The organism is Geminocystis sp. NIES-3709 (assembly GCF_001548115.1).
In the GTDB taxonomy this organism is placed as follows: Bacteria; Cyanobacteriota; Cyanobacteriia; order Cyanobacteriales; family Cyanobacteriaceae; genus Geminocystis.
On sequence record NZ_AP014821.1, the window covers coordinates 3,058,668 to 3,085,240 of the forward strand.

Annotated in this window: 17 protein-coding genes and 1 pseudogene; 15 read left to right on the forward strand and 3 right to left on the reverse strand. The window is 33.6% G+C overall.

The window, feature by feature from the left end; genetic code table 11:
• Positions 1 to 246 precede the first annotated feature (246 nt).
• On the forward strand, positions 247 to 2,043 hold the full coding sequence (locus GM3709_RS13055) for a DNA polymerase III subunit gamma/tau (RefSeq protein ID WP_173645719.1): 1,797 nt from the start codon (positions 247 to 249) through the stop codon (positions 2,041 to 2,043).
• A gap of 203 nt (positions 2,044 to 2,246) precedes the next feature.
• On the forward strand, positions 2,247 to 3,869 hold the full coding sequence (locus GM3709_RS13060; protein WP_066119990.1) for an ABC transporter substrate-binding protein: 1,623 nt from the start codon (positions 2,247 to 2,249) through the stop codon (positions 3,867 to 3,869).
• Positions 3,870 to 4,093: 224 nt separating this feature from the next.
• Here GM3709_RS13060 and GM3709_RS13065 read toward each other — a convergent pair whose 3' ends face one another.
• Positions 4,094 to 5,494 (reverse strand): CHAT domain-containing protein, encoded by a 1,401-nt coding sequence (locus tag GM3709_RS13065; protein WP_066121927.1) that lies wholly within the window; start codon positions 5,492 to 5,494, stop codon positions 4,094 to 4,096.
• Between the two features lie 700 nt (positions 5,495 to 6,194).
• On the opposite strand from GM3709_RS13065, the pseudogene GM3709_RS13070 reads away from it, so the two are divergent.
• The 5 genes and pseudogenes from GM3709_RS13070 (at position 6,195) to GM3709_RS13090 (ending at position 13,863) form a co-directional block, all read left to right on the forward strand.
• Positions 6,195 to 7,205 (forward strand): annotated as a pseudogene (locus tag GM3709_RS13070) (transposase).
• A 353-nt stretch (positions 7,206 to 7,558) separates the two neighbouring features.
• Complete coding sequence (locus tag GM3709_RS13075; protein ID WP_066119992.1) at positions 7,559 to 9,562, forward strand: ribonuclease catalytic domain-containing protein; 2,004 nt, start codon at positions 7,559 to 7,561, stop codon at positions 9,560 to 9,562.
• Positions 9,563 to 9,762: 200 nt separating this feature from the next.
• Entirely contained in the window at positions 9,763 to 11,238 is a 1,476-nt protein-coding gene (locus GM3709_RS13080) for a pitrilysin family protein (protein ID WP_066119997.1), read from the forward strand.
• 167 nt (positions 11,239 to 11,405) lie between these two features.
• Positions 11,406 to 12,368: an aldo/keto reductase gene (locus GM3709_RS13085; protein ID WP_066120001.1), complete on the forward strand. Its 963-nt coding sequence runs from the start codon at positions 11,406 to 11,408 to the stop codon at positions 12,366 to 12,368.
• Positions 12,369 to 12,624: 256 nt separating this feature from the next.
• Complete coding sequence (locus GM3709_RS13090) at positions 12,625 to 13,863, forward strand: methionine gamma-lyase family protein (protein WP_066120004.1); 1,239 nt, start codon at positions 12,625 to 12,627, stop codon at positions 13,861 to 13,863.
• A 53-nt stretch (positions 13,864 to 13,916) separates the two neighbouring features.
• Here the strand turns inward: GM3709_RS13090 and purL are convergent, their stop codons facing one another.
• Positions 13,917 to 16,184, reverse strand: coding sequence for a phosphoribosylformylglycinamidine synthase subunit PurL (gene purL / locus GM3709_RS13095; protein ID WP_066120007.1), 2,268 nt, complete (start codon positions 16,182 to 16,184; stop codon positions 13,917 to 13,919).
• Between the two features lie 232 nt (positions 16,185 to 16,416).
• Between purL and GM3709_RS13100 the strand changes: the two genes are divergently transcribed.
• Positions 16,417 to 17,913: an AAA family ATPase gene (locus GM3709_RS13100; protein WP_066120013.1), complete on the forward strand. Its 1,497-nt coding sequence runs from the start codon at positions 16,417 to 16,419 to the stop codon at positions 17,911 to 17,913.
• A 412-nt stretch (positions 17,914 to 18,325) separates the two neighbouring features.
• Here GM3709_RS13100 and GM3709_RS13105 read toward each other — a convergent pair whose 3' ends face one another.
• Positions 18,326 to 18,808 carry a DUF29 domain-containing protein gene (locus GM3709_RS13105; RefSeq protein ID WP_066120019.1) on the reverse strand — a complete coding sequence of 161 codons (483 nt, stop codon included), beginning with the start codon at positions 18,806 to 18,808 and terminating at the stop codon, positions 18,326 to 18,328.
• Positions 18,809 to 19,381: 573 nt separating this feature from the next.
• On the opposite strand from GM3709_RS13105, the gene GM3709_RS13110 reads away from it, so the two are divergent.
• From GM3709_RS13110 to GM3709_RS13140, 7 genes are all read left to right on the forward strand, one after another.
• The gene (locus tag GM3709_RS13110; protein WP_066120022.1) at positions 19,382 to 20,668 is read left to right on the forward strand and encodes a pitrilysin family protein; all 1,287 of its coding nucleotides are present in this window, start codon (positions 19,382 to 19,384) and stop codon (positions 20,666 to 20,668) included.
• 190 nt (positions 20,669 to 20,858) lie between these two features.
• Entirely contained in the window at positions 20,859 to 21,794 is a 936-nt protein-coding gene (locus GM3709_RS13115) for a hypothetical protein (RefSeq protein WP_066120025.1), read from the forward strand.
• 482 nt (positions 21,795 to 22,276) lie between these two features.
• Positions 22,277 to 23,434, forward strand: coding sequence for a sugar phosphate nucleotidyltransferase (locus tag GM3709_RS13120; protein WP_066121929.1), 1,158 nt, complete (start codon positions 22,277 to 22,279; stop codon positions 23,432 to 23,434).
• A 76-nt stretch (positions 23,435 to 23,510) separates the two neighbouring features.
• Positions 23,511 to 24,449, forward strand: coding sequence for an RluA family pseudouridine synthase (locus tag GM3709_RS13125; protein WP_144439444.1), 939 nt, complete (start codon positions 23,511 to 23,513; stop codon positions 24,447 to 24,449).
• A 29-nt stretch (positions 24,450 to 24,478) separates the two neighbouring features.
• Complete coding sequence (recR, locus tag GM3709_RS13130) at positions 24,479 to 25,078, forward strand: recombination mediator RecR (RefSeq protein WP_173645720.1); 600 nt, start codon at positions 24,479 to 24,481, stop codon at positions 25,076 to 25,078.
• Positions 25,079 to 25,420: 342 nt separating this feature from the next.
• The gene (locus tag GM3709_RS13135; RefSeq protein WP_066120030.1) at positions 25,421 to 26,041 is read left to right on the forward strand and encodes a Crp/Fnr family transcriptional regulator; all 621 of its coding nucleotides are present in this window, start codon (positions 25,421 to 25,423) and stop codon (positions 26,039 to 26,041) included.
• Positions 26,042 to 26,153: 112 nt separating this feature from the next.
• Entirely contained in the window at positions 26,154 to 26,573 is a 420-nt protein-coding gene (locus GM3709_RS13140) for a YeeE/YedE family protein (protein WP_066120034.1), read from the forward strand.

Here is a 26,573-nt window from a genome sequence, read left to right on the forward strand (position 1 = left end):
GGCAAAAACCCCCGAACCTAGAACTTGTGCGGATTGAATTGTCAAAGGTCAAAAAGCAGAAGGAAAATATATAATATGTAAGGGTTTCAGAATTTATCAATGTCTTAACTATATCGTTTATTGCTATAAAACCTCTCACCTTGTCTATTCCATTAACCATAACATCCTAAAAATTGAAGTAGTGTCTATTTGGTGACACTATGAATAAATCTTAGCAAACATCAATTTTCAATTCTCAATTAAATCATGACTTACGAACCCTTACATCATAAATATAGACCACAAACTTTTGCCCAATTAGCAGGACAAGAGGCGATCTCACAAACCCTCATCAACGCTATAAAAAGTGAAAAAATAGTTCCCGCTTACCTATTTTGTGGCCCTCGTGGTACTGGAAAAACATCAAGTGCCAGAATTTTAGCGAAATCACTTAATTGTTTACAAAGCGATCAACCTACTGATGAACCCTGCGGAGTTTGTGAAGCCTGTAAAAGTATTACTAATGGTTCGGCTTTAGACGTGATTGAAATTGATGCGGCTAGTAACACTGGGGTTGATAATATTCGAGAAATCATCGAAAAAGCTCAATTTGCTCCTGTTCAGTGCCGTTATAAGGTATATGTTATTGATGAGTGTCATATGCTCAGTACGGCGGCTTTTAACGCTCTTTTAAAGACTTTAGAAGAACCTCCCTCACGAGTAATCTTTGTCTTAGCAACCACAGATCCGCAACGGGTATTACCAACAATTATCTCTCGATGTCAAAGATTCGATTATCGTCGTATTCCTTTAGAAGCGATGATTACTCATTTACGAGATATTGCCACGAAGGAAAATATTGATATTACTATTGAAGCATTATCGATCGTCGCTCAATTATCTAACGGGGGAATGCGAGACGCACAAAGTTTACTAGATCAACTTAGTCTATTATCAGAAACCATAACTCCTCAAAAAGTATGGGATTTAGTGGGGGCGGTTTCGGAACAAGATTTATTGGAATTGATACAAGCGATCGCCACTGATAACCCTGAAAATGTGATTACTCAATGTCGTAAACTGCTCGATCGAGGTAGAGAACCTTTAATAGTATTACAAAATTTAGCTAACTTTTACCTTAGCCTTTTAATTAGTAAAACAGCACCCCATAGAAACGACTTGGTAGCCATTACCGCCGATACTTGGTCAAAATTGAAAGAAGAAGGAACAAAATGGCAATTAAGCACTATTTTACAGGGGCAAAAAAAACTTAAAGATAGCGAAGTACAAATTAGAAACACGACTCAACCGAGACTCTGGTTAGAGATTACCTTACTAAATCTTTTACCCTCCGCTAATATTGCTACCGTCACTGTGGAAGCCATCAAAACAAATCTTTCTATTAACTCATCGGGAGCATCCCTTCAAGTTGTCAAAACTCCTTCCGAAAAAACATCTTCAGAAACAAAAATTATTGAAGATAATAGCTCTAAAGAAAACATCGAAAAAATTGATTTAACTTCCTTTGGTGATGTGATGGAAAAAGTTGTTCAAGCAATTAGCAAAATCACTACAAAATCTTTTGTTAGACAAAACTGTAAGATAACAAGTATTGAAGGACAAATGGTCAAAATAGCCGTTGGTAGTAAATTTTTATTAGATGTAGGTAATCGACAAAAAAAAGATATTGAAGAAGGATTTAATAAGGTATTTGGAAAAACTATGTCTATTGTTTTATTTGAAAATAAAGAAATAAAATCAGAAAAAATTGAATCAAAAAATGATGATGAAATAGAAACATCTACCTCTGTTAAATCTGTTAATGTAAACTCTAATTCTATTCCAAAACTTAATAATCCTTCCCCTTCAAAACCAGCAGAAATAGTTGTCTCTAATTTAGGAAACACCAACCAAAATACACTAAATGCAGCGACAAATTTAGCTAAAAGTGTCAATGGTGAAATTGTTTTAATTGAGCCTAAATCAACAGAAATAAAACCTGAGATAAAATTAGTTAATCGTCCAGAAATAAATAGTTTTGACGATGATGATATTCCATTTTAAAAGAAATCTTTTGAAAGAAAATTTAAAGTTTAGAATGTTTAATATTACTAACATTGAAATAAATTTCAAGAAAGTCATAGCAAAAGTTACTACAGTGGCTAAATAATTGATCAATTAAACTAATTATTAATTTTTTATTTTCCATTTTCCATTAAAATAAACTAGCATTTTATCTTTTGGGAGAAATTCCCCTACAGTAATTCATGATTAAAAAAATAGTCAAAGTTTTAAAATATCTTGGAGTTTCGTTAATCTGTTTTGGGTTAATTGTTGCGTGTAATAGTAATTCAGGAGAACAAATTACTCCTACTACCACAGATAATAATGGTAGGATTACGATCGGGACTACCTTAAAAGCCAGAACATTAGATCCAGCAGACAGTTACGAATTAGCAGGTTTAAACCTTATTTATAATTTGGGTGAAAGTCTTTATACTTATCAATTAGGGACAACGGAATTAATTCCTTTATTAGCTACAGAAATGCCCAAAATTAGCGATGATGGGTTAACCTATACTATCCCTTTAAGAAAGGGAGTCAAGTTTCATGATGGTGGGCAATTCAACGCCGAAGCCATGAAATTTTCTTTAGATAGATTTATGAAAAATGAAGGAAAACCATCTTTTTTACTTAAAGATACCATAAAAGATGTCACTGTTACGGGAGACTATGAATTAACTATTACTCTACAAAAACCTTTTGCCGCCTTTCCTGCTTTACTTGCTTTTCCGGGGGCTTGTGCTGTATCTGTTCAAGGCTATACTATTGGAGAAGGACAATTTAAGCCTAATGAATTTATTGGTACAGGACGCTACAAATTAACTGCTTTTAATAGTGATTCCGTGACTTTAGAGGTATTTTCTGACTATTGGGGTGAAAAACCTGTTAATAACGGTATCGATTTACAGATTTATGCAGGTAATTCTGCCAATCTTTACAATAGTTTTTTAACGGGGGCGATAAAAGTAGCCTATCAAACTTTTGCACCAGAACAAATTACAACATTAGTACAAGAAGCTACGGCAGGAAAATTCCAAATGGTTCAGGGTTCTGGTACTGTGGTAAGTTATATGGTGTTGAATCGTAATCAAAAACCATTAGATCAAGTTGAAGTACGACAAGCGATCGCCCTTTTACTCGATCGAAATCTGATGATTGAAAGAGTATTACAAGGACAATCTGATCCTCTTTATAGTTTAATACCTAATGTATTTGACGTATCTCAACCAGTTTTTCAAACCACTTCTCCAGAAGAAAATATTATCCAAGCCAAAGAATTATTAACTAAAGCAGGGTTTTCTGCGACTAATCCGGCGGTGGTTGAAGTTTGGTATCCTTCTGCTTCCAAAACCCGTAGCGGTGTGGCATCTACCTTAAAAGCGATCGCCGATCAACAATTAGAGGGTATAATACAATTTATTCCCAATGCAGTAGAAAGTGCGACAGCTTTTAGTAATTTAGGTAAAGGTATTTATGGTACTTTCTTGGGTGACTGGTATCCCGATTTTCTTGACGCTGATAACTATATTCAACCATTTTTACAATGTACTAAAGGTAGCGAAACGGAAGGATGTGTTGAAGGTGCGGCACAAACTCAAGGTTCATTTTTTTACAATACTAAAGTAAATGAATTAATCGATACACAACGACAAGAAACCAATCCCGAAGCCCGTAAAACTGCTTTTGGTGAAATTCAAACCATCATGAAAGAAGAAGTACCTTATATTCCCTTATGGCAAAATAAAGACTATGCTTTTGCTCAAAATGGCATTACGGGGGTAACAATTAATCCTAGTCAAAATTTCCCCTTTTGGACTATTAAGTAAAAGGAAGGAGACATTTAAGTTTACAAATGAAGCGAGAAGACAGGAAGACAATTTAATTTATTTATTTCATTTCTGATTAGGGTTTGCCGAATAAATCAGAAAGATGGAGAAACTATCCTTTATAAATAAACTATAAGCCTTGTCAATTTATTTTATTGCAAGGCGTTTTAAGGTATTAAAATTTTCAGGTACAAAAGTTAATCAATAATCCATCGTGTAATAAATTACCATGGGCTACTAATTAAAGTAAATCCCGCCCAATAAAAGGGATGAGATAAATTAACTTTACCTTTAACAGCAAGACTTTCCGGTAAGTTAATATTTCCATGAGGAGTAATTAAACGATTATCTTCAAAATATATTTCTCCTTGTAACAATAAATTTTGAGCTTGACGTAAAGCCTCTGCTTTTGTCAGATTTGTCTGGGATTGATTAATTAACTGCTCATAAAATTCAGTAATTAGTGCAAAAGTACCTAAATCACTAACACTCCATAAAGTACCCAAAGCGGAATTAACTCCTGATTGTAAAGCAATTCCCGTAAAACCTAATTGAGAATCTCGATCGCCTAAGGCTGTATTACAAGCACTTAATACTAATAAATCGGGAGGATTTTGCCAAGGCATATTGGACATTTGATCTAATGTTAATTTATCATCCCACAATTGAATATAAGAATCAGTGACATCTCCCGGATTAAAATTGGCATGGGTTGCCAAATGTACAATCTGAAAAGAATTAGTTTTTAATTGCTGTTGCATATTGGGCAAAGTGAAATTCTCATTGAGTAAAATTTCTGTGGGAGATGTTATACTCGATCGTTGTAATCGGTTATCAATATTTTCTATTTCTAATGTCACCGCAGGAAGAGGATCATTGTTAAGAAATTTAGATGCACCCATAGCCAAAACTGTAGCATTTTTCATGGGTTCATATTTTGCATTGATTAAATTAAAAGCAGGAATACGACTGATATTATATTTTTCAACTAAGAATTTTTCTCCATCATATAATGCACTTAATGGTAACAGTCTGACTCCATTTCCCATACAAAATAAAATATTATCGATATTTTCTGCCTCTAAAAATTCTTTTTGATAAGGCTCAATAATCCATTTATATAATTGTTTAGATTGTGCTAAATCCATGGGACTATTAACACTTTCAATTTCTCGATAAAAATCTTCTACAACTTTTGTAATTTTGTTTAAAGGAGCATCTTCAATATCTTTAACAATAATTTCACCTTTTTTACTCAAATATACTAGGTGTAAATATTTTTCTTCTGGCATTACCCAAACAACAGCAGAATTAGTCCCTGTTTTTTCATCCATCTCGGCCAAAATTGCAGCCATTTCCAAAGAACTTTGTTCACTATCTGCTATATTTTTATTAAAAAAAGTTTCATATTCTTTCTCTAATCTTTGCTCCATTTTCAACATTTTTCCATTCAAAATAGCCTGTTTAGGATCTTCAGGAATTTGTTGAGCATTGACAAAATAAGAGTTTAAAACAATAGTTAATGAGAGGAGAGTTAATCCTATAAAAATAAATACTTTTCTGAATAAATAATTTACTTTTTTTAAATTTATTATCCGATTATATAAGAATCTAAGGCTTTTCATATCATTTCTCATGGACTTCGATCGTTATTAATTATTCACTGATTCTAAAACAAATTTCAGGAATTAGGGATTAAAATACACAGAAATTAACTCGATCCATTGAAGACCCAAAAGTCCGTTTTAGGAAAAAATACGACTAAATTCCCAAGATTTATGAATAACCGCATGTCTTGTATCTATGAAAAAATTGTTACAAAAAGAGCTTAACAAAATTAAACAAAAAAATTAAAACTATTTTTTGATTATTAAAAAAACAATTTTTATACTAATGTGTCAAATGTCTGAGGGGGCGACAAAGTATTCATAAGGCAGATTGGATAAGGGAAATAGCTCTCATACCTTGACGATAATAAGAGTGTTTTTGAGGAAATAAAGAGGTTAATTCTTCTAATTGTTCTTGGAAAAAGTAGATTTCACTTAGCCATTTTATCGCATTTAAACCAATAGAAAAATTACTATTTCTTTTATATCTTCTCCCTTTTTCTGTCGGACGAACTATATAGCGTTTCTTACAATGATGAGGTACAATTTTGAGATTAGAACTTACGCATTGACAAATAACTCAAAAAGTGTATAGCTTATTTTTAGTATTTTAAAATACACTTTATCAATGTCATCCTTGGATTTCTGTCAGCAATATTGACAAAACTCTTCTTTTACCAAGAAAATAGTTCTTCATTTTGGCACTGAATATTTAGAGATGAAAATTAAATCAAAAGCAACAAATTCTAATTGTAATTTAGCTATTTATATTCTTTTTTTACTTTCAGAACCTAAATATGTCAGTTGCGTAAGATTATCTAATATTTTGAATAATTTATCTCATGATTCTGTCAATCGATTTTTAATTACACAACAATATGAACCTCAAGATTTATTTGACCAAGTAAAAGAATTTATTATTTTAAAAGGAGGAACATTAAGTGTTGATGATATGGTAATTGATAAACCATACAGTAATCATCTAAAATCAGAATTAATTGATTACTATTGGTCTGGAAAACATCATAAAACCGTAAAAGGAATTAATTTAATTACTTTATATTATACAGATGTAAATGACATTTCAGTACCGATAAATTATCGAATTATTAATAAGCAAGAAGGAAAAACAAAACACGAATATTTTTTAGAAATGTTAGGGGAAATAAAGCAATGGGGGTTATTTCCAAACATCATAACAGGAGACAGTTGGTATGGTAAGAAAGAAACCTTAAAGTTCTTTAAAGACAAAGAACAGAGCTTTTTATTTGCCATCCAATCTAATCGTCAAGTTTCCCAGAAAAATAAAAAATTTGTCAGGGTAAAAGACTTAGAAATTCCTGAAGAAGGTTTATTAGTTTATTTAAAAGAATTTGGCATAGTTAAAGTATTTAAAAAGATGTTCAAAAACGAATATCGTTATTATGCTATATGGTTATCAAATTCTGAGGAATTAAATGAAATAAATAGGGAAACTTTTAACTCAATTCATGACAAACATTGGGGAATATAACAATATCATAGAGCCTTAAAACAACTATGCAATATTGAAAGATTTCAAGTTAGGAAAACCGAGGGAATCAAAACCCATATATTTAGTTCAATTGTCGGTTTTATCCAATTAGAATTAGCAGGATTTAATTCAGAAATAATAAATTGGTATGACCTGAAAAGAAATATGTTTAATGAAATAATTCGTTCTTTTATTATGAATCATTTACCTGCATAATTTATTAAAAAATTACTTGGTTTCTAATCAGATTAAAATTAGATGAACATATTTTTCCTTTTTTGTCAATGCGTAAGTCCTAACCACTAATAATTAAAATTGATTGATGTTGAGAATTTTATCATTAACCGCCCTTCAGGAGATAAGGCTAAAAGCATAAATCTGCAGGCATCGATTATTGTAGATTTAATTATTGTTTCCTTAAATGGATCATTATTTTTATGGATAACTCTAACTCAAAATCATTTCCAAAATAAAAAAGTTTTTTGAACAACCTCTAATTGTTCATTGTCCATTGTTGAGGTACATTAGATAAAGAAAGTCATCGAAATTAAAGATTAAGGACTGAAAGGGTGGAAAAAGGTACTTTAGTTGAATTTAGAGTTAATAACGATCGTCGTTTAGCTGTAGTAGATAAACCAGAAGGAAAAAAAGATTGGATAGCCATAGATGAAAGAGGAAATCCCCACAAAATTCGTCCCCAGAGAGTAGATTATCAAATCAAAGGAGAATCTTTCAAATATACCGAAATCACCAAATTTAAGGCAGAAATAGAACCTTATTTAGACGAATCCAACTTAGAAATAGCATGGGAGTTATTGGTGGAAGACTCAACCCCTGTTACACCTTTAGAATTAGCGTCTCTAATTTTTTCCGAAGAAACTCCGGCGGTATGCTATGCCGCCCATATTCTTCTATCCGATGATAAAATTTATTTTAAGAGAAAGGGTGATGTTTATGAACCTCGATCGAGCGCTCAAGTAGAAGAAATTAAGCATCAAATCGAAATAGAAACCCAAAAGAAACAAGAAAAAGAAGGATTTATCACTAAACTTCAAAAAGCATTAGAAGGGGAAACCGTTAGATGGCAAGAAAGCGATTCGGTGAAACTCAACTTTTTAGAAAAATATGCTTTACAACCTGATAACCCTCCCAAACAAGCACAAGAAATTTTAGAATCCCTCGGTCGACAAAAAAGTGGTGATTCTGCGGTACAGTTGCTGATAGACTTAAAACTATGGGATAAACATGAAAATATATTCTTACGTCGTAGTTCTTACCCTAATTATTTTCCTCTGCAAGTATCTGAAGCTGCTCATTCTATCCTTGAGCAAATTTCCGCCGGTACGATCGAAGATACAAATCATCGACTTGATTTAACTCATCATAAAGTATATACGATCGATGATGAAACCACCGAAGAAATAGACGACGGTTTAAGCGTAGAAACCTTAGAAGATGGCACATTACGCTATTGGGTACATATAGCAGATCCCACCCGTTTAATCAAACCCGGAGATATTTTAGATCGAGAAGCTCGAAAACGTAGTACCAGTTTATACCTTCCCACTGGGATGATTCCCATGTTTCCTCAAGAACTAGCCACAGGCCCTATGAGTTTAGTTCAAGGTCAAATTTGCCCTGCATTGAGTTTTGGGGTTACTCTTGACGATAATGGTGGAGTTATAGACTATGAAATTCACTCTACCCTAATCAAACCAACTTATCGTTTGACTTATCATGATGTTGATGAAATGTTACATTTGAATATTCAGGCGGAACAACAAGTAAAACAGTTGGCAGAAGCGGCCAAAAAACGATCGCAGTGGCGCAAAGATAATGGATCTGTGATGATTTCTATGCCTGAAGCTATCATCAAAGTAAAGGACAATGAAGAAGTTACGATCGAATTATTAGATCCTTCTTTTTCTCGTTCTCTTGTGGCTGAGATGATGATATTAACAGGGGAAGTAGCAGGAAAGTATTGTCAAGAACATAATATCCCCGTAGCTTTTAGGAGTCAACCGCAACCAGAATTACCCCCAGAAGAAGAATTAATACTTTTACCCCCTGGCCCTGTAAGATCTTGTGCTTTAAGGCGTTGTATGCCTAAAAGTGAAACAGGATTATCCGCCGCCCGTCATGCCAGTTTAGGGTTAGAAGCTTATACTCAAGTAACCTCACCCATTCGTCGTTATACGGATTTACTAGCCCATTTTCAAATTAAAGCCCATTTACGAGGAGATGAATTACCTTTCCATAGGGATAAGATGCAGGAAATGATATTCGAGGTAATGGCTACATCTTCTGAAGCTGTGTTGGTAGAAAGACAAACGAATCGTTATTGGAGTTTACAATATTTACAAAAACATAGCGGCGAAATTTGGCATGGTTTGGTATTGCGTTGGTTACGGGAAGACGAGAATTTAGCCTTGATTTTATTAGAAGATTTAGGATTAGAATTTGCCCATCGTTTTGATCGTGTTCCAAAAATAGGAGAGCAACTGAGGTTACAAGTACATTTTTGTGATCCTCAACGAGACGAAATTCGCTTTAAAGAAGCAGTAAGTAGTTAATAGTACTTAAATATTAATAAAGAGACGAAAATCGATCGATCTTTAGGTTTTTTAACTCAACTCACATCGAAATAAATTTCAATGCTAATAGCAAAAGTCAGCTAAAGCGACTGAAAAAAGAGAATTAAACCAAAACTTATGATAATTCACTTAGAATTATATGGATCTTACCTTCAAATAAATCGTAATAGAATTAAATTATGAAAATTAAATTACATAAAATTTCCCAATGGTTAGCATTTAGTCTTGTTACTATTTTTCTTATTATTAGCAGTCATCAAGGGGTTTTAGCGGATGTAACTCGTAGTTATAAAGATTTACAATATCCTCCTCTGCCAGAAATTAAACTCCCTGAATACCAGAGGTATCAATTAAAAAATGGTATGGTGGTTTATCTTATGGAAGATCATCAATTACCCTTAATTAGTGGTAGTGCGATCGTGCGTACTGGTTCAAGATTTGAGCCATCTAATCAAGTTGGTTTAGCTGAATTAACGGGAAGTTTGATGCGATTGGGAGGTACTAAAAATCATCCTCCAGATCAATTAAATACTATTCTCGAACAAAAAGCGGCATCGATCGAAACTTCTATCGGAGATACTTCTGGCAGTGCTAGTTTTTCTTCTCTTAGTTATGATTTTGATATGGTTTTTCCTCTTTTTGCGGAAGTCTTACAATCTCCAGCTTTCGATAATCAACAATTTGAACTACAAAAAACCGGAGCTAGAGGTGCGATCGCCAGAAGAAATGATAATCCCAGAGATATTGCTAGACGAGAATTTGATAAACTAATTTATGGTGAAAGTAGTCCTTATGCTCGTACTGTAGAATATGAAACTCTCAATAATATTAGTCGGGAAGATTTAATTAATTTTTATAGTAAATATGTTCGTCCTGAAAACATTATTTTAGGAATAGTAGGAGATTTTGAACCCGAAGAAATGAAAGTAACCATCGAAAAAACTTTCGATAACTGGGTTGTTTCGACTTCATCACCTAATCTCGAAACCACTTCTCCTCAACAAAAAAATACTAATGGTATATTTATTGCAGATCAACCACAACTAACTCAAAGTAATATTTTATTAGGGCATTTAGGAGGTAAATTAAAGGATGCAAACTATCCTACTCTTAGTGTTATTAATGGGGTTTTAAATGGTTTTGGAGGAAGACTTTATAATGAAATCAGATCTCGTCAAGGATTAGCTTACTCTGTGTATGGTATTTGGAGTGCTAATTATGATTTTCCCGGTGTCTTTATTGCCGGTGGGCAAACTAAAACGGAAACGACAGGACAGTTTATCAAATCTATGATCTCAGAAATTGATCGTTTGCGCAGAGAATCGATTACTGAAGATGAGTTAAACTACGCTAAAGATTCTATCCTTAACTCCTTTGTTTTTCAATTTCAAAATCCTACTCAAACTTTATCTCGATTGATGACTTATGAGTATTATGGTTATCCTGCCGATTTTATTTTTGACTATCAAAAAGCTATAAAAAATACAACTGTTAGTAATGTTTTAACCACTGCTCAGGAATATTTAACGCCTGATAAAATTGTTACTTTAATTGTGGGAAATCAAGATAATATTAAAAGTCAATTGACTAACTTAAATCAACCTATTAAAACTGTAGATATTTCGATCGATAAACAGAGCAATTCTAAATTGTAACTTACAGCAGTTTTCATTTCTTTAAACAAAACTTTCCATTCTCCTTTGCAACTTTGCACTCCTCCCTAATTAGGGGGGATAAAGGGGGTTGCGAGAGATAAAAAATGTAGTTTATTCATTGGAAAAACACTGTAATTAAAAATTTTATAAACTGAGATAATGTAATTATGGAAACAAGACAACTAGGAAACTCAAATCTTTATATCACACCCATAATAATGGGTACATGGCAAGCGGGAAAAAGAATGTGGGTAGGTATTGAGGATAGTGATAGTATTAAGGCGATTCGAGAGGCTTTTGAATCTGGGATCACTACGATCGACACCGCCGAAGTATATGGAGAAGGACATTCAGAAAGAATTGTTGGACAAGCCTTAAAAGATGTTAGAGATCAAGTTATCTACGCTACCAAAGTTTTTGCTAATCATCTAAAATATGATCAAGTCCTTACTGCCTGTCATCATTCTTTAAAAAATCTTCAAACGGATTATATTGATTTATACCAAATTCATTGGCCTTCAGGAAGTTGGAATAGTGAGATTGTACCCATTGAAGAAACCATGAAGGCGTTAAACGATTTGAAACAAGAAGGAAAAATTAGAGCAATAGGAGTTTCTAACTTTTCCCGTGAACAATTGGCAGAAGCATTGCAGTATGGAAATATCGAGAGTATTCAACCCCCTTATTCTTTATTGTGGCGTGGAGTAGAAAAAGAAATCCAACCTTATTGTGTAAAGCATAATATTTCAATTATAGCTTATTCTTCCCTTGCTCAAGGCATTTTAACGGGAAAATTTGGCACTAAACCTAGTTTCGCTGAAGGTGATCATCGTAAAGATCATCGTTTATTTCAATCTCCCCATTGGGAAAGAGTACAAACAGCTTTAAGTCAATTAGAACCTATCGCAAATAAATATAATTGTACATTAGGTCAGTTATCGATCGCATGGTTAATTCGACAACCAAAAACTAATGCAATTATAGGGGCTAGAAACTCACAACAAGTTAAACAAAATAGTCAAGCGATGGAAGTTAATTTAACACAGGAAGATGTAATGAAAATTAGTGACATCAGTTATGAAGTTACAAAACATTTAGACAACAACCCTGTTATGTGGAATTTTGAATAATATTAAATTCCAACTTTATATTTATGTTGTTACTGTTTTATGAGAAAACTCAAGTAAGAAGTGATTTTAGACTAATTATTATAGCAATAAACGGGTTAGTTAATTCAGCAACGCCGAGATTTCTAATATTAGGATTATCAATTAAACTATACTAAATAATAACTGTCTTAGATTAATTAAATTATCTCCATAAAAAGTTAATTTTAGATATGCCTAAAATACGTTTAATAATTACAAAACAAGGTTATACAAACAGATGAATATCGATTTATTAATAGAAGAAGCAGAAAAAAAACTTATACCAACTTTCACTCAAATCGATCGACAAGTTAAACAACATTTGCAAAAAATTCTTACAGCTTTTCAAGATCATCGAGTAGGAGTTCATCATTTTTCTAGTGTTAGTGGTTATGGTCATGATGACTTAGGTAGAGAAGTTTTAGACAAGATTTTCGCTCAAATTTTTAATGCCGAAAGTGCGGCGGTTAGAGTTCAATTTGTTTCGGGAACTCATGCGATCGCTGCCTGTCTATATGGAGTATTACGCCCTGGAGATGAAATGTTAGCAGTGGCAGGACATCCTTACGATACCTTAGAAGAAGTGATTGGAGTACGAAGCGAGGGACAAGGTTCACTACAAGAATTTGGAATTAGTTATCGAGAGTTAGATTTAACTTCAGAAGGGTGCATTGATTGGGATGGTTTAGATAGGGCGATTAAACCTGAAACAAAATTAGTTTTAATTCAACGATCGTGCGGTTATTCGTGGCGACAGAGCCTGAGCGTGGCAGATATTCAGCGAATTGTCAAGGTTGTTAAACAACAAAATCCTGACACCGTGTGTTTTGTTGATAACTGCTATGGAGAATTTATCGAAAATCTTGAACCAACAGCTGTAGGAGTTGATTTAATGGCAGGATCATTAATTAAAAATCCGGGGGGTACAATTGTTACCGCAGGAGGTTATGTGGCAGGAAGAGAAGACTTAGTGGAAAAAGCCTGTTGTCGTCTTACCGCCCCCGGTATCGGTAGCAGTGGAGGGGCAACTTTTGATCAAAATCGTCTCCTGTTTCAAGGTTTATTTTTAGCACCTCAGATGGTAGCAGAAGCAGTGAAAGGTAGTCATATCATCGCTTTGGTATTTTCTGAGTTAGGTTATGAAGTCAATCCCTTACCTTTTGTACCTCGTCGAGACATTATCCAAGGAATAAAACTCGGTAATCCTAAAAAATTGGTAGCCTTTTGTCGATCGATTCAACGTAACTCTCCTGTAGGATCATATCTTGATCCTGTACCTGCACCTATGCCGGGATATGAGAGTAATTTAGTTATGGCTGGGGGGACTTTTATTGACGGTAGTACATCTGAATTTTCTGCCGATGGACCTTTACGAGAACCCTATATTGTATTTTGTCAGGGAGGTACTCATTGGACACATACTTCGATCGCTATTTCTGAAGCCATTAAGGCAATTATAAACCTAAGTGAATCATAAAATTTTTGATAAAGGTGATTGTGGGTACTGAATTGCCTCACAAATTTTAATTTTTAAAGTCTATTCTCGATCGCATTTGCCCAAGTATCAGTAATCGTTTTAACATCTAAATTGATGAGATTATTAATACTTAAAACTTGAGATTTTACTTCCCCTATTTGTTGCCAATTATTGTCTAACTTTTGTGTTAATAAACTTTCCCATTGGGCTTTATTTTCTGGAGAAATTGACACTATAATTAAACTAGCTAACTCACCGAATAAAACATTATCAAGACGGGCATTAATTTCAGGTAAATTCACTTCACAACCTAACTTGCCACTGATACAAGATTCTGCTAAAGCAACAGCAATTCCTCCTTCGGTAACATCATGGGCAGATTTAACGAAACCTTGACGAATGCCATCACGACAAGCCTCTTGCACTTGTTTTTCTAACTCATAATCTAACTCAGGAGGTTTTCCGGCAACAGTATTATGAATTGTCGCTAAATATTCAGATGCTCCTAATTTAGGATTAAATTTACCCAATAGATAAATCAAATCTTCTTCTTTTTGCCAACCCTGCCCACAAATTTTGTTGATGTCGGCAATTAAACCTACCATGCCAATAACAGGAGTCGGGTAAATGGGTTGAGGATTGCCTTCACTATCGATCGTCTCGTTATACAATGATACATTACCCCCCGTAACAGGGGTTTTAAACTCTTTACACGCCTCAGAAATTCCTTGACAGGCATGATATAACTGCCAGTAACCGATCGGTTTTTCAGGACTTCCAAAGTTAAGATTATCAGTAATGGCAATAGGTTCAGCACCAACACAACTCAAATTACGGGCGGCTTCAGCAACGGCTAATTTTGCTCCCAAATTTGGCTCTAAATAGACATAACGAGGGTTACAATCCGTTGTAGCGCCAATACCTGTTTTGGCTAACTCTGGTTTCCCGTTAACAGGGCGCACTCGAATAATGGCGGCGTCTGCTCCGCCCGGAAGCATGACAGTATTATTTTGCACTTGGTGATCATATTGTCGATAAATCCATCGTTTTGAGGCAATTGTAGGAGTATCTAATAAAGTTAACAAAATTTGCTCCCAATTTTGCCCATTTACACCATTTTTCTCGATATTTGGTAAATCTTGTTCTGTCCATGCCCATGCTTTAACTGCATATTCTGGAGGATTTGTCAAGACTTCGTGGTGATAAATTGGCGTATTATCTGCTAAAGCTGTTGATGGAACTTCCGCCGCAACTTTTCCTTGATGTAAAATTCTGACAATAGCCTCATCTATGACAGTACCAGCTACTACTGCATGAAGTCCCCACCGTTCAAATATATCGATTAATTCTTGTTCCCTTCCTTTTGCTGCTACAAAGAGCATTCTTTCTTGAGATTCTGACAAGAGATACTCATAGGGTATCATACCTTTTTCACGAGCGGGTATTTTATCTAAGTCTAACTCTATTCCAACGCCACCTTTTGCCGCCATCTCTGAGGTTGAGCAAGTAATACCTGCCGCTCCCATGTCTTGTGCCGCTACTACTGCACCTGTTTTAAAGGCTTCCAAACAGGCTTCTATCAAGGATTTTTCGAGGAAAGGATCACCTACTTGTACTGCAGGACGATCATCCATAGATTCATCCGTCAATTCAGCACTAGCAAAACTAGCTCCTCCCATACCGTCTCTACCTGTCGTCGATCCTACATACAGTACAGGATTACCAATTCCTGAAGCTCCTGATTTTACTATATCATCAGTTTCCATAAGTCCGATCGCCATTGCATTAACGAGGGGATTGCCACTGTAAGCGGAGTTGAAATAAACTTCACCGCCAACAGTGGGTACGCCGACGCAATTACCATAATGTGATATACCTTCTACAACTCCTTTAAATATTCTCTTGGTATGAGGATTATCTAAATTTCCGAAGCGCAATGAGTTTAAAATAGCGATGGGGCGTGCTCCCATAGTGAATATATCTCTTAAAATGCCTCCTACGCCTGTGGCCGCACCTTGAAAGGGTTCGATCGCGCTAGGATGATTATGGGATTCTATTTTAAAAGCTACCCTTAAACCGTTACCAAAATCCACAACTCCTGCATTTTCTCCTGGCCCGACTAATATTCGATCGCCGACAGTGGGAAACTCTGACAGTAAAGGTTTTGAGTTTTTATAACAACAATGTTCTGACCACATTACCCCAAACATACCTAACTCGGCTTTATTGGGATGTCTGCCTAATCTTTTAACGATGTCTTCATATTCAGCAGGTTTAATGCCTTCGGAGGCGATTTCTTGAGGAGTAAAGGGTGCGGACATATTTTCTCTACATTAATTAACTAATAACAATATATCAGTACAATCGGCAATGAGCAAGTAAAGTGTAAGGTTACTGACATAACAAAATTTTTGATAGCACAGAAGAATGATTATTTTTTATAGACTTAAAATAGATGAAAGTAATGAGAATGTGATATGATTATAATTATGAATCGTCTCATGATTAAATTCAATTTTGATAAAATTGTAAATAGACATAGTACAAAAATTAATGAATCATTTTGGTCAAGAATTTTCACTATTATTAAGGGCGTGTTATCCTCTTATTTATATCCCCACCCAAGAAGAAGAAAGAGTTGAGAAAGCGATCGCACAAATAGGGAAAAATGTGAATAATCGTAATATCTATACATGGGATTTTGTCGAAGGTTATCAGGATAATCCTAATAATGCTAACTTAGGACGGCGTAATCCTTTACAAGCCCTAGAATTTATCGAAAAATTACCAAGTAACACCCCAGGAATTTTCATTTTAAGGGATTTTCAGCGATTTTTAGAAGATATATCTATTTCTCGTAAATTGCGTAATTTAGCTCGAACCTTGAAAGCACAACCGAAAAATATTATTATCGTTGCCCCCGAAATTAATCTTCCCACAGAGTTAAAAGAAGTATTTACTATTGTCGAGTTTGCTTTACCTCAAGCTGAGGAAATTAAAACAGAAATTCAACGACTATCCGCCTCTACAGGACAGTTTCTCACAGATCAATTTTTGGCTGAATTAGTTAGATCCGCTCAAGGATTATCCCTAGAACGCATTAGAAGGGTTTTAACAAGAGCGATCGCTCAAAATGGAAAATTAGAAGGAGAAGACGTAGAACTGATATTAGAAGAAAAAAAACAGTCCATAAGACAAACACAAATCCTTGACTACTACCCTGCTAAAGAACAAATTTCTGACATTGGCGGTTTAGATAATCTCAAGGAGTGGTTATTAAGACGGGGTGGGGCTTTCAGTGAATCAGCAAGAGCTTACGGGCTACCTTATCCTAGAGGATTACTATTAGTTGGTATTCAAGGTACAGGAAAATCTTTGACGGCAAAAGCGATCGCACACCATTGGCACTTACCATTACTACGATTAGACGTGGGACGATTATTTGGAGGATTAGTCGGAGAATCAGAATCCCGAACCCGTCAAATGATTACCTTAGCAGAGGCTTTATCTCCTTGTATTTTGTGGATTGATGAGATAGATAAAAGTTTTACTGGTGTTGATGGCAAAGGAGATTCTGGTACAGCAAGTAGAGTATTTGGCACATTTATTACATGGTTAGCCGAAAAAGAAAGTCCAGTTTTTGTGGTAGCCACTGCGAATAATATTCAAAATTTACCGGCAGAAATGTTGAGAAAAGGAAGATTTGATGAAATCTTTTTTGTGGGATTGCCCAGTCAAGACGAAAGAGAATCAATTTTTAATGTTCATTTAACAAGATTACGTCCCCATAATTTAAGTAGCTATGACACTAAACGATTAGCTTATGAAACCCCCGAATTTTCTGGAGCGGAAATTGAGCAAACAATCATTGAAGCTATGCACTTAGGTTTTAGTCAAAATAGAGACTTTACCACCGAAGATATATTAAGTGCGGCTAGTCAAATTATACCCTTAGCTCGTACTGCGAAAGAGCAAATTGAGTTTTTACAAAATTGGGCAACATCAGGAAAAGCTCGTTTAGCCTCTCGTAATCAATTAAGGTTAACATAATCTTTTATATGTTATAGCCTAGACTTCATAGACACAAAACACCAAATAATAACGAAAAAAGAGATTATCATGAACAATCAAGAAAAACAAAAATCGACTTATTATAATACCAATTCTACAATATACATCTGGTAAAAAATATTTATATAGGTTCGTAGTGAGGGCAAAAGCCCTTCTTTTTAATCCTCGATCGAACTTAATAAACCACATTAAGATTTACGAAACATACTTTACTTTACAAATTTTATACAATTCGGGATTAATTTAGTACAGTGATGAAGAAAATATGATAGTATAATAATCACTTCCTTAGTTTTGTTTTCCTTGAAAAACACATAGATTATAAAAAATAGGTTAAATTTGTTATTTTATCTCTTGTACACTGTTTTATTGTATCAATTATAGTCGATGTCTATGGATAAAATTTAGTTAAATCTATATTATGAGGAAACCAATTATCATCTAATAACTGAACTAAAGTATAAGGGCATTGATTAGGGAAAATCTTTTTATTTAAACCTGTTTTAATCAATACATATTTAACAGATTTTTTGTAAATGTTCTCTCTTTCCTTCTCAAGATGTTTCCGTAAATTATTAGTCATATCCGTTTCTAATTCATCTCGAAAATTAGTAATTTCTGCCGCCCAATGACGATGATTAATTTTTTCTGAATCCCAATATTCAATTAATAGTAAATGAATAATAATTTGTTTTAAGTAACTTTCCCCACTCCGTTTAATATCCCTAACCAAATTTTCTAATACCTCTTTCAAACTATCTAAATCTAAATCAGTTATATTTTTTCGTTTTATTTGCTCTAAAGTAACTTCATACCATGCCAAATAATCTTCATTATATAAGTCTTTTAAATTTACTTTCTTTAAAGATTGCATAAAATTTTTTCTCGCCTCATAACTCTTATTTGCTATATTTATTTCAGTTCGATCGAAATCTTAAATCTCTATGGTTGTGGCAAAGTTCAAAAAATTGTTCATCACTTAGTTGCAACTTTAATTCTAAAGGTACTGATAAATAAACCATAATTTTTCTTAACAATCACTATAGTTATAATTGATCATCCTAACACAAAGGCTAAAAAGCACTCCCTAAGTTAATACAGAGTGCTATAACGAAAATGTCAGCCCCATATAGTTATGATTTGAGAAAAAAAGCTGTTAATGCCGTTGAATGAGGCACAAAAAAAAGTCATGTTTGCTAAACTTTAAATCTTAGTCGTAATACTCTTGATCTTTGGCTAAAAAGGGAAAAAACGCTTTATTCTGGTAGATAAATTTTGATTACTATTTGAAGTTTTAGTAGTAGTCATATCAATTGTACAAACAGAGGGCTCTAAAAAACGATTATCAAAAGTGAAAAAGATCAATTGTCAATAATTCATGATTATTTTTGTGGGGAAGTAACGATATTAGAGTTAAGATTAAGAAAAGGTAAATAAATGTTGTTGCATGATATTTTCAATCGATCGCAATACTCAAAGTCAACCATCTTGTCGTTATGATCTTAACGTAATTTCTTTTTCTAATGGATTAACTTTGGTTCATCAGGAAATCCCCTCTAGTTCCGTTGTTGTTGCAGATGTATGGATAAATGCTGGTGTCACTACTGAGCCAGAATCTTGGTCTGGTATTTCTCATTTCTTAGAACATATGATCTTTAAGGGAACGAAGAATATCTTACCCGGTGATTTCGACTATATTGTGGAAAGTACAGGAGGATGTGCTAATGCCGCTACAAGTTATGATTATACCCACTTTTTTCTGACTACAGCTTCTCAATATTTGCCCGATACCTTACCCTATTTAGCAGAAATTATATTACAAGCAGAAATTCCTGATGAAGAATTTTATATTGAACGGGATGTAGTATTAGAAGAACTTCGATCGAGCTATGATGATTATGACTGGATTATTTTGCAAACCATCGCTAACACTATTTATCAAAATCATCCTTATCGACGATCGGTATTAGGAGAAGAACCTCTATTGTTACAAAATACCCCTAACCAAATGCGGTGTTATCACAAAACCTATTATCAACCTGAAAATATGACGGTAGTCTTGGTTGGCAACATTGATAAAGATAGTTCTATCTCTCTTGTGGAAAACTGTTTCCAAGATTTTGCGGTACGATCAGAATGTCCTAATATTTATTTTGACAGTGAACCTCCTATCATTGATATTCGTCGTAAGGAATTATTTTTGCCCAGATTAGAACAGTCTAGGCTAATTATGGGATGGATGGGGCCAGGTATTGAAAATTTAGAAGGTGCGATCGCGCTTGATATGTTATCCTTGATTTTGAGTGGTGGTAGAACTTCAAGGCTAGTTAGAAAATTAAGGGAAGAAGAACATTTAGTATTAGATATTAGTTGTGATTTTTCTTTACAAAAATATTCTAGTTTATTTACTATTTCAGCTTATTTATCAGAGAATAATATTGAACAAATAGAGAACATTATTAGAAATCAAATTTATCAATTACAAAAAGAGCCTGTTACTCCTAATGAATTGAAAAATTGTCAACGATCGTTATGTCATGATTATATTTTCTCTACTGAAACTCCCGAACAATTAGCTGGATTATACGGTTATTATCAAATACTCAAAAAAGCAAATTTAGCCCTTAAATATCCACATATAGTGAAGCAATTAACGGCTGAAAAATTACAGTCTTATGCTTCCCAATATCTCTCTCCTGAATATTATGCCGTATGTGAAGTTAAATCCTGTTAATTATTAAAGTCTTCTCAAAAAGATAGATAAGACGTTTTAGTAGTAATGAGTTTGTACAAAAAATTAATAAGATGGTGAAATTTTGGTTTTGTTTAACACTTAATTCATAATTTAATTTCGAGAAACCTATATACTAATGAATAAATAATTATTGTTTGTCAATCTAAAAATCAGGGAGAATTTATAATTTATGGTTTGGAATTTTGATGGTCAAATTTTAATACAAGGTGTTGATCAACCAAAAGCGTTATCTTATTTAAAAGAATTTAATTTAGATAATCGTGATATTATTGCTGGTATTCCCGATCGATATATTGATGAAAAAATTGAGAATATATCTGTGTTTGATTTAGTAACAGAAGCGATGGACACTTATCCAGAAATCAAAACTACAATTATTTTTAGTCATCCTTATAATGTTTTGGATGCGGGTTTAGAAGCTATTGAATCAGGAATAAAACAAATTATAATTAATACAGAAAATATTCCTCCTTTAGACTTACTTAAACTATGGCAAAAAGCAGAAGATAAACAAGTCAAAATATTAGGAACTTCTCAGGCAGGAATTTTAATTCCTGAAAAAATTTGTTGGGGTGTTAATAATGCTAGTTTATATCGATCGGGCAATGTAGGAATTATTAACTATGGAGATAGTATCATTAGTAGTGAATTTGCCTTATTTTTACAAAAAAAAGACTTAGGTGAATCGATCGTTATCAATTTAGGTAATAATAAGTTTATTGATATTGATTGGGATTTTTGGTTGCAAATATTAGCAGAAAATGAATTGACAGAAATAATTTTAATAAATATTAGTGATTGTTCAAATATTGATCAAGAAAAGTTCATTTCAGCTTTAAATAAAATTGAACATAAACTTATAGTCGTCTATTTATTAGATCCTAATAATCTCAAATTTATGATTCAAAATAATAGTGCTAAAATTATCACTGATCAAATTCCAGAATACTTAAATAGAGTTTTATCTGCAACTTATTTTCGAGAGTATTTAGAAAAAAAAGATATTACAGTAACTCAACAATATCAAGAAATCATCCCACTTATCTTAAAATCTAAAAAAAGATCCTCGTTAGATTTTTCCTTAAACAAAAATCTTCAGTCTTAACAAAAAAATTCTCATGAGGAATCTAAAAGACAAAAATATTATATTTGTAATAGTAAATTAAAGATAAAATTAAAAAAGAAAATAATTATAAAGCCATATAGGAACCAAAAAAACTTCTATAATTGATATAAAAAATTAAAAGAACATAGTTATAAAGTACCGATATTTATTAAACATTAATTGTAAGAAAAATAAAAAAAATTAAGAAATTTAACTTAAATATTTCCTAAGATAAAACTCATTTGACTTAGATCTTATTAAATTATTAAGAAATAATCTATTATCTGTTGTCGTTTTCTGTCTTAGCCAGTAAATTAATATGTATCCTAGGCTTAGTTGAAAAAAAGAGACTTTGGCATAGTGAGGAGTCGGGAAAATTTAAAAACAAATTTTTCATTTTCGATTCGACCTTCTTTATTATTTAGTGGTATCTTAAAACATGAATGTATGTAAATTTTAAAATTTTTATTATTAAAACTATTATGAAGGCAATGATTTTGGCGGCAGGAAAAGGTACTCGTGTACGCCCTATTACCCATACTATCCCTAAACCTTTAATTCCAATATTGCAAAAGCCCGTTATGGAGTTTTTGGTGGAATTACTACGGAAACACGGTTTTAATCAAATTATGGTGAATGTAAGTCACTTAGCCGAAGAAATTGAAAACTATTTTCGGGATGGACAACGGTTTGGTGTGGAAATTGGTTATTCTTTTGAAGGGCGCATTGTTGATGGTGAATTGATCGGAGAGGCTTTGGGATCTGCTGGTGGGTTAAAAAAAATCCAAGAGTTTAATCCTTTTTTTGATGATACTTTTATTGTTTTATGTGGTGATGGTTTAATTGATCTTGATTTGACGGAAGTTGTCAAAAAACATAAAGAAAAAGGTGCGATCGCAACTGTAGTCACCAAATCTGTACCGAAAGAAGAAGTATCTAGTTATGGCGTAGTGGTGACGGATGATAATGATAAGATTTTAGCATTTCAAGAAAAACCCTCGATCGAAGAAGCTTTAAGTACTCAAATTAATACAGGAATTTATATTTTTGAACCTCAAATTATTGATTATATTCCCGCAGGACAAGAATATGATATTGGTAGTGAGTTATTTCCTAAACTGGTAGAGTTAGATTTGCCTTTTTATGCTGTTAATATGGATTTTGAATGGATTGACATCGGTAAAGTACCAGATTATTGGGAAGCAGTACGATCGGTTTTAAAAGGAGAGGTTAAGAATGTGGAAATACCGGGTAAAGAAGTACAACCGGGAGTATATACAGGATTAAATGTATCTGTAAACTGGGAAAAAGTAGATATAACTCCTCCCGTATATATTGGTGCTATGACTCATATTGAAGACGGAGCAAAAATAGTTGGCCCCACGATGATAGGCCCTAACTGTTGGATTTGCGAAGGTGCAACAGTCGATAACAGTGTTATTTTTGAATATTCTCGTTTAGGTTCAGGAGTCCGTTTAGTTGATAAATTAGTATTTGGTCGTTATTGTGTCGATAAAAACGGTATTGCCATTGATGTTCAAGCGGCCGCCATTGATTGGTTAATTACCGATTCTCGTAAAGATTTAGCAGAAACACCTCAGAAAAATCAATTAATTGCCCAAGTAGTCAAAAATTCCTAGTAATTAATAATGAAAAAACCAATCATTCTTTCAATAAATATTACTTTCTCTCGTCCTTTTAATAAATTCTCTTATTTTGAATAATTTATCTTTTTCACAACAATTAATTGTCACCGATGATGGTGGAAGAATCGATTTATGGTTGTCCGATCGTGTCACTGATTTATCTCGATCGAGATTGCAAAAAATTATCGAAAATGGACAAGTCTCCCTAAATAACGAAATTTGTACTCAAAAAAAAACTATTTTAAAATCGGGAGATGTTATCAACATTGATATTCCGCCTCCCATTGCCTCATCGGTTATCCCTCAATCTATTGCTTTAGATGTTCTCTATGAAGATGAATTTTTGATCATTATCAATAAACCTGCAAACTTTGTGGTACACCCTTCCCCCGGTCATCAAGAAGGAACTTTAGTTAATGCTTTACTTGCTCATTGTCCTGATTTACAAGGTATTGGGGGAGTTGAACGACCCGGTATTGTTCATAGATTGGACAAAGATACAACAGGAGTAATGGTAGTCGCCAAAACAGAAGCAGTTTTACGCAGTTTACAAGAGCAAATAAAGGCGAAAACGGCAAAAAGAGAATATTTTGGGGTTGTCTATGGATCACCTCGTCAAGACTCAGGAATGGTCAATTTACCGATCGGTCGTCATCCTATCCATCGAAAAAAGATGGCCATCGTATCTATCGAAAAAGGAGGTAGAGAAGCAGTAACTCATTGGCAACTAGAAGAAAGATTAGGAAATTATAGTTTAATAAAATTTCAGCTTGAAACAGGACGTACCCATCAAATCCGAGTCCATGCTAGTCACATCAAACACCCCATTATCGGCGATCCTTTATATAGTGCTGGTCATTCTGTTGGTGTCAATTTAACAGGTCAAGCATTACATGCTTTTAGGTTGACTTTAAGCCATCCCATCACAGGAAATATTATAGAATCGATCGCACCTTTGCCTCCAGAAATGGAAAAGTTATTGAGAATATTAAGAAAAAACATCACTTAATTGTCAACTGTCAACCGTCAACTGAAAATATGAGTATTTTTACCCCCCCATTAGCACGATTAATCGAACAATTACAAAAGTTGCCCGGCATAGGCCCTAAAAGTGCGCAAAGACTAGCCTTTCATATCCTTAAACGTAGCGACAAAGATGCTGAAAACCTTGCTCAAGCCATTCTTGATGCAAAAAAACAAGTTGGATTTTGTCAGGTTTGTTTTCATCTTTCTGCCGATCGTATTTGTGAAATTTGTCGTAATCCTAATCGAGATCAAGATGTTATTTGTGTGGTAGAAGATTCTAAGGATGTGATCGCTCTTGAAAAAACTAGAGAATATCAAGGTTTGTATCATGTGTTAGGAGGCGTTATTTCACCTATGGATGGTATTACTCCTGAACAACTAAATATTCAAACTTTAATACAAAGAGTTGGGAAAGGTAATATTAAAGAAGTAATTATGGCTATTAGTCCTAATATTGAAGGAGAAACAACCACGTTGTATGTCGGACAGTTGTTAAAACCATTTACAAAAGTGACTCGTATTGCCTTTGGTTTACCGATGGGAGGTGATTTAGAGTATGCGGATGAGATAACCTTAGCAAGAGCCCTAGAAGGTCGAAGAGACTTAGAATAAGATGATTATTACAACCTAAATAGGATTGCTAATATATAGTATTTATTAGTAGGTATTACTTCAGCTTTAATACGATGGAGTATTATTTCAGTTGGATATAAAATTATCGATGAAGATAGGCAGAAGGCAAAAAGTAAAAGGTAAAAGTAAGAAAAATTGATTAAAAAATTAGTCAAATGGATTTTAGACAAATAATCAATAAGCTATCAAGTAAGTGAAAAAAGCATTTTGTTAATTTTAAATTTGCAATTTTTAAAACTTTAAACTATTCATTACCTTTTCTTAACTTTGAAAGGATAACCTTGTACTTATAATAATGTATTGTCAATTACACTAACTATTATGCTGTTAACCTCTCCTTCTAACCATAATCTTATAAATCAAGGTCAAAAAACACAAAGAAGATTACATTTTTATGAGCGAGGAGAAGAAATTCCTCTTATCAGTCAAGGAGTTTGGCAAGTGAATAAAGGAGTTGTACAGTTGGTGAAATTTAACCCTCAAGGAGAAGAGACATTGTTAGGATGGGTACATTCAGATAATTTTTTTGGTCTTTGGTTTACTTCCTTAGATAGTTTTCAGGCAAAATCTTTGTCAGATGTTCATTTACAATGGTATTCTATAACGGAAATAGAAAAAAACTCTGTTTTAGCTCAAGCAATGCTTTCTCAAGTGGTGAAAAGAATTCGACAAAGTGAGGCTTTATTGGCGATCGCAGGCAAAAGAAAAGTAGAAGATAGACTGGTACAACTATTAAAACTTTTAGCTAGGGAAATGGGAGAAAGTAGGGATTCTGGTATTCGATTAAAAGTAAGACTTACCCATCAAAATCTAGCTAATGCCATTAGTACCACTAGAGTTACAATTACTAGATTGTTAGGGGATTTACAAAAACAAGGATTTATTTCTTTTGATAGTAGTCGCCATATTGTCGTTTGTGATCACAATATAACAAGAAACTAGATTATTAAAATCAAATAGTACTTAATCTTCTGCTGTTTTCAGTGTCCTCTTTATTTCTTCATTTTATATTACTATAAAGTTATATATTTAAGTACTGTAGCTTGATGTAATTATGTTTGAATTAAGCTGGATAAATGGATTAATCGGCGGTGTTTTAATTGGTGTTAGTGCTACTATTTTATTAGCTTTTAACGGAAAAATTGCTGGTATTAGTGGCATGATTAATGCGGTTTTGGAATTTAAACCTTCGGAAAAATGGCGAGTTTTTTTTCTCGGAGGAATGTTATTAGGAGGAATTATTTATGAATATGTGCTTCCCTTACCTAAAACTCCTAGTTACAATTTGGCGTTAATTCCTATGATTCTCGGTGGTTTTTTAGTTGGTTTTGGTACAAGAATGGGAAACGGATGTACCAGTGGTCATGGGGTTTGTGGTTTAGGAAGATTGTCAACTCGATCGTTTACTGCCGTAATTACTTTTTTAATATCGGGAATGATCACCGTATTTGTAACTAGACATATTTTAGGGTAG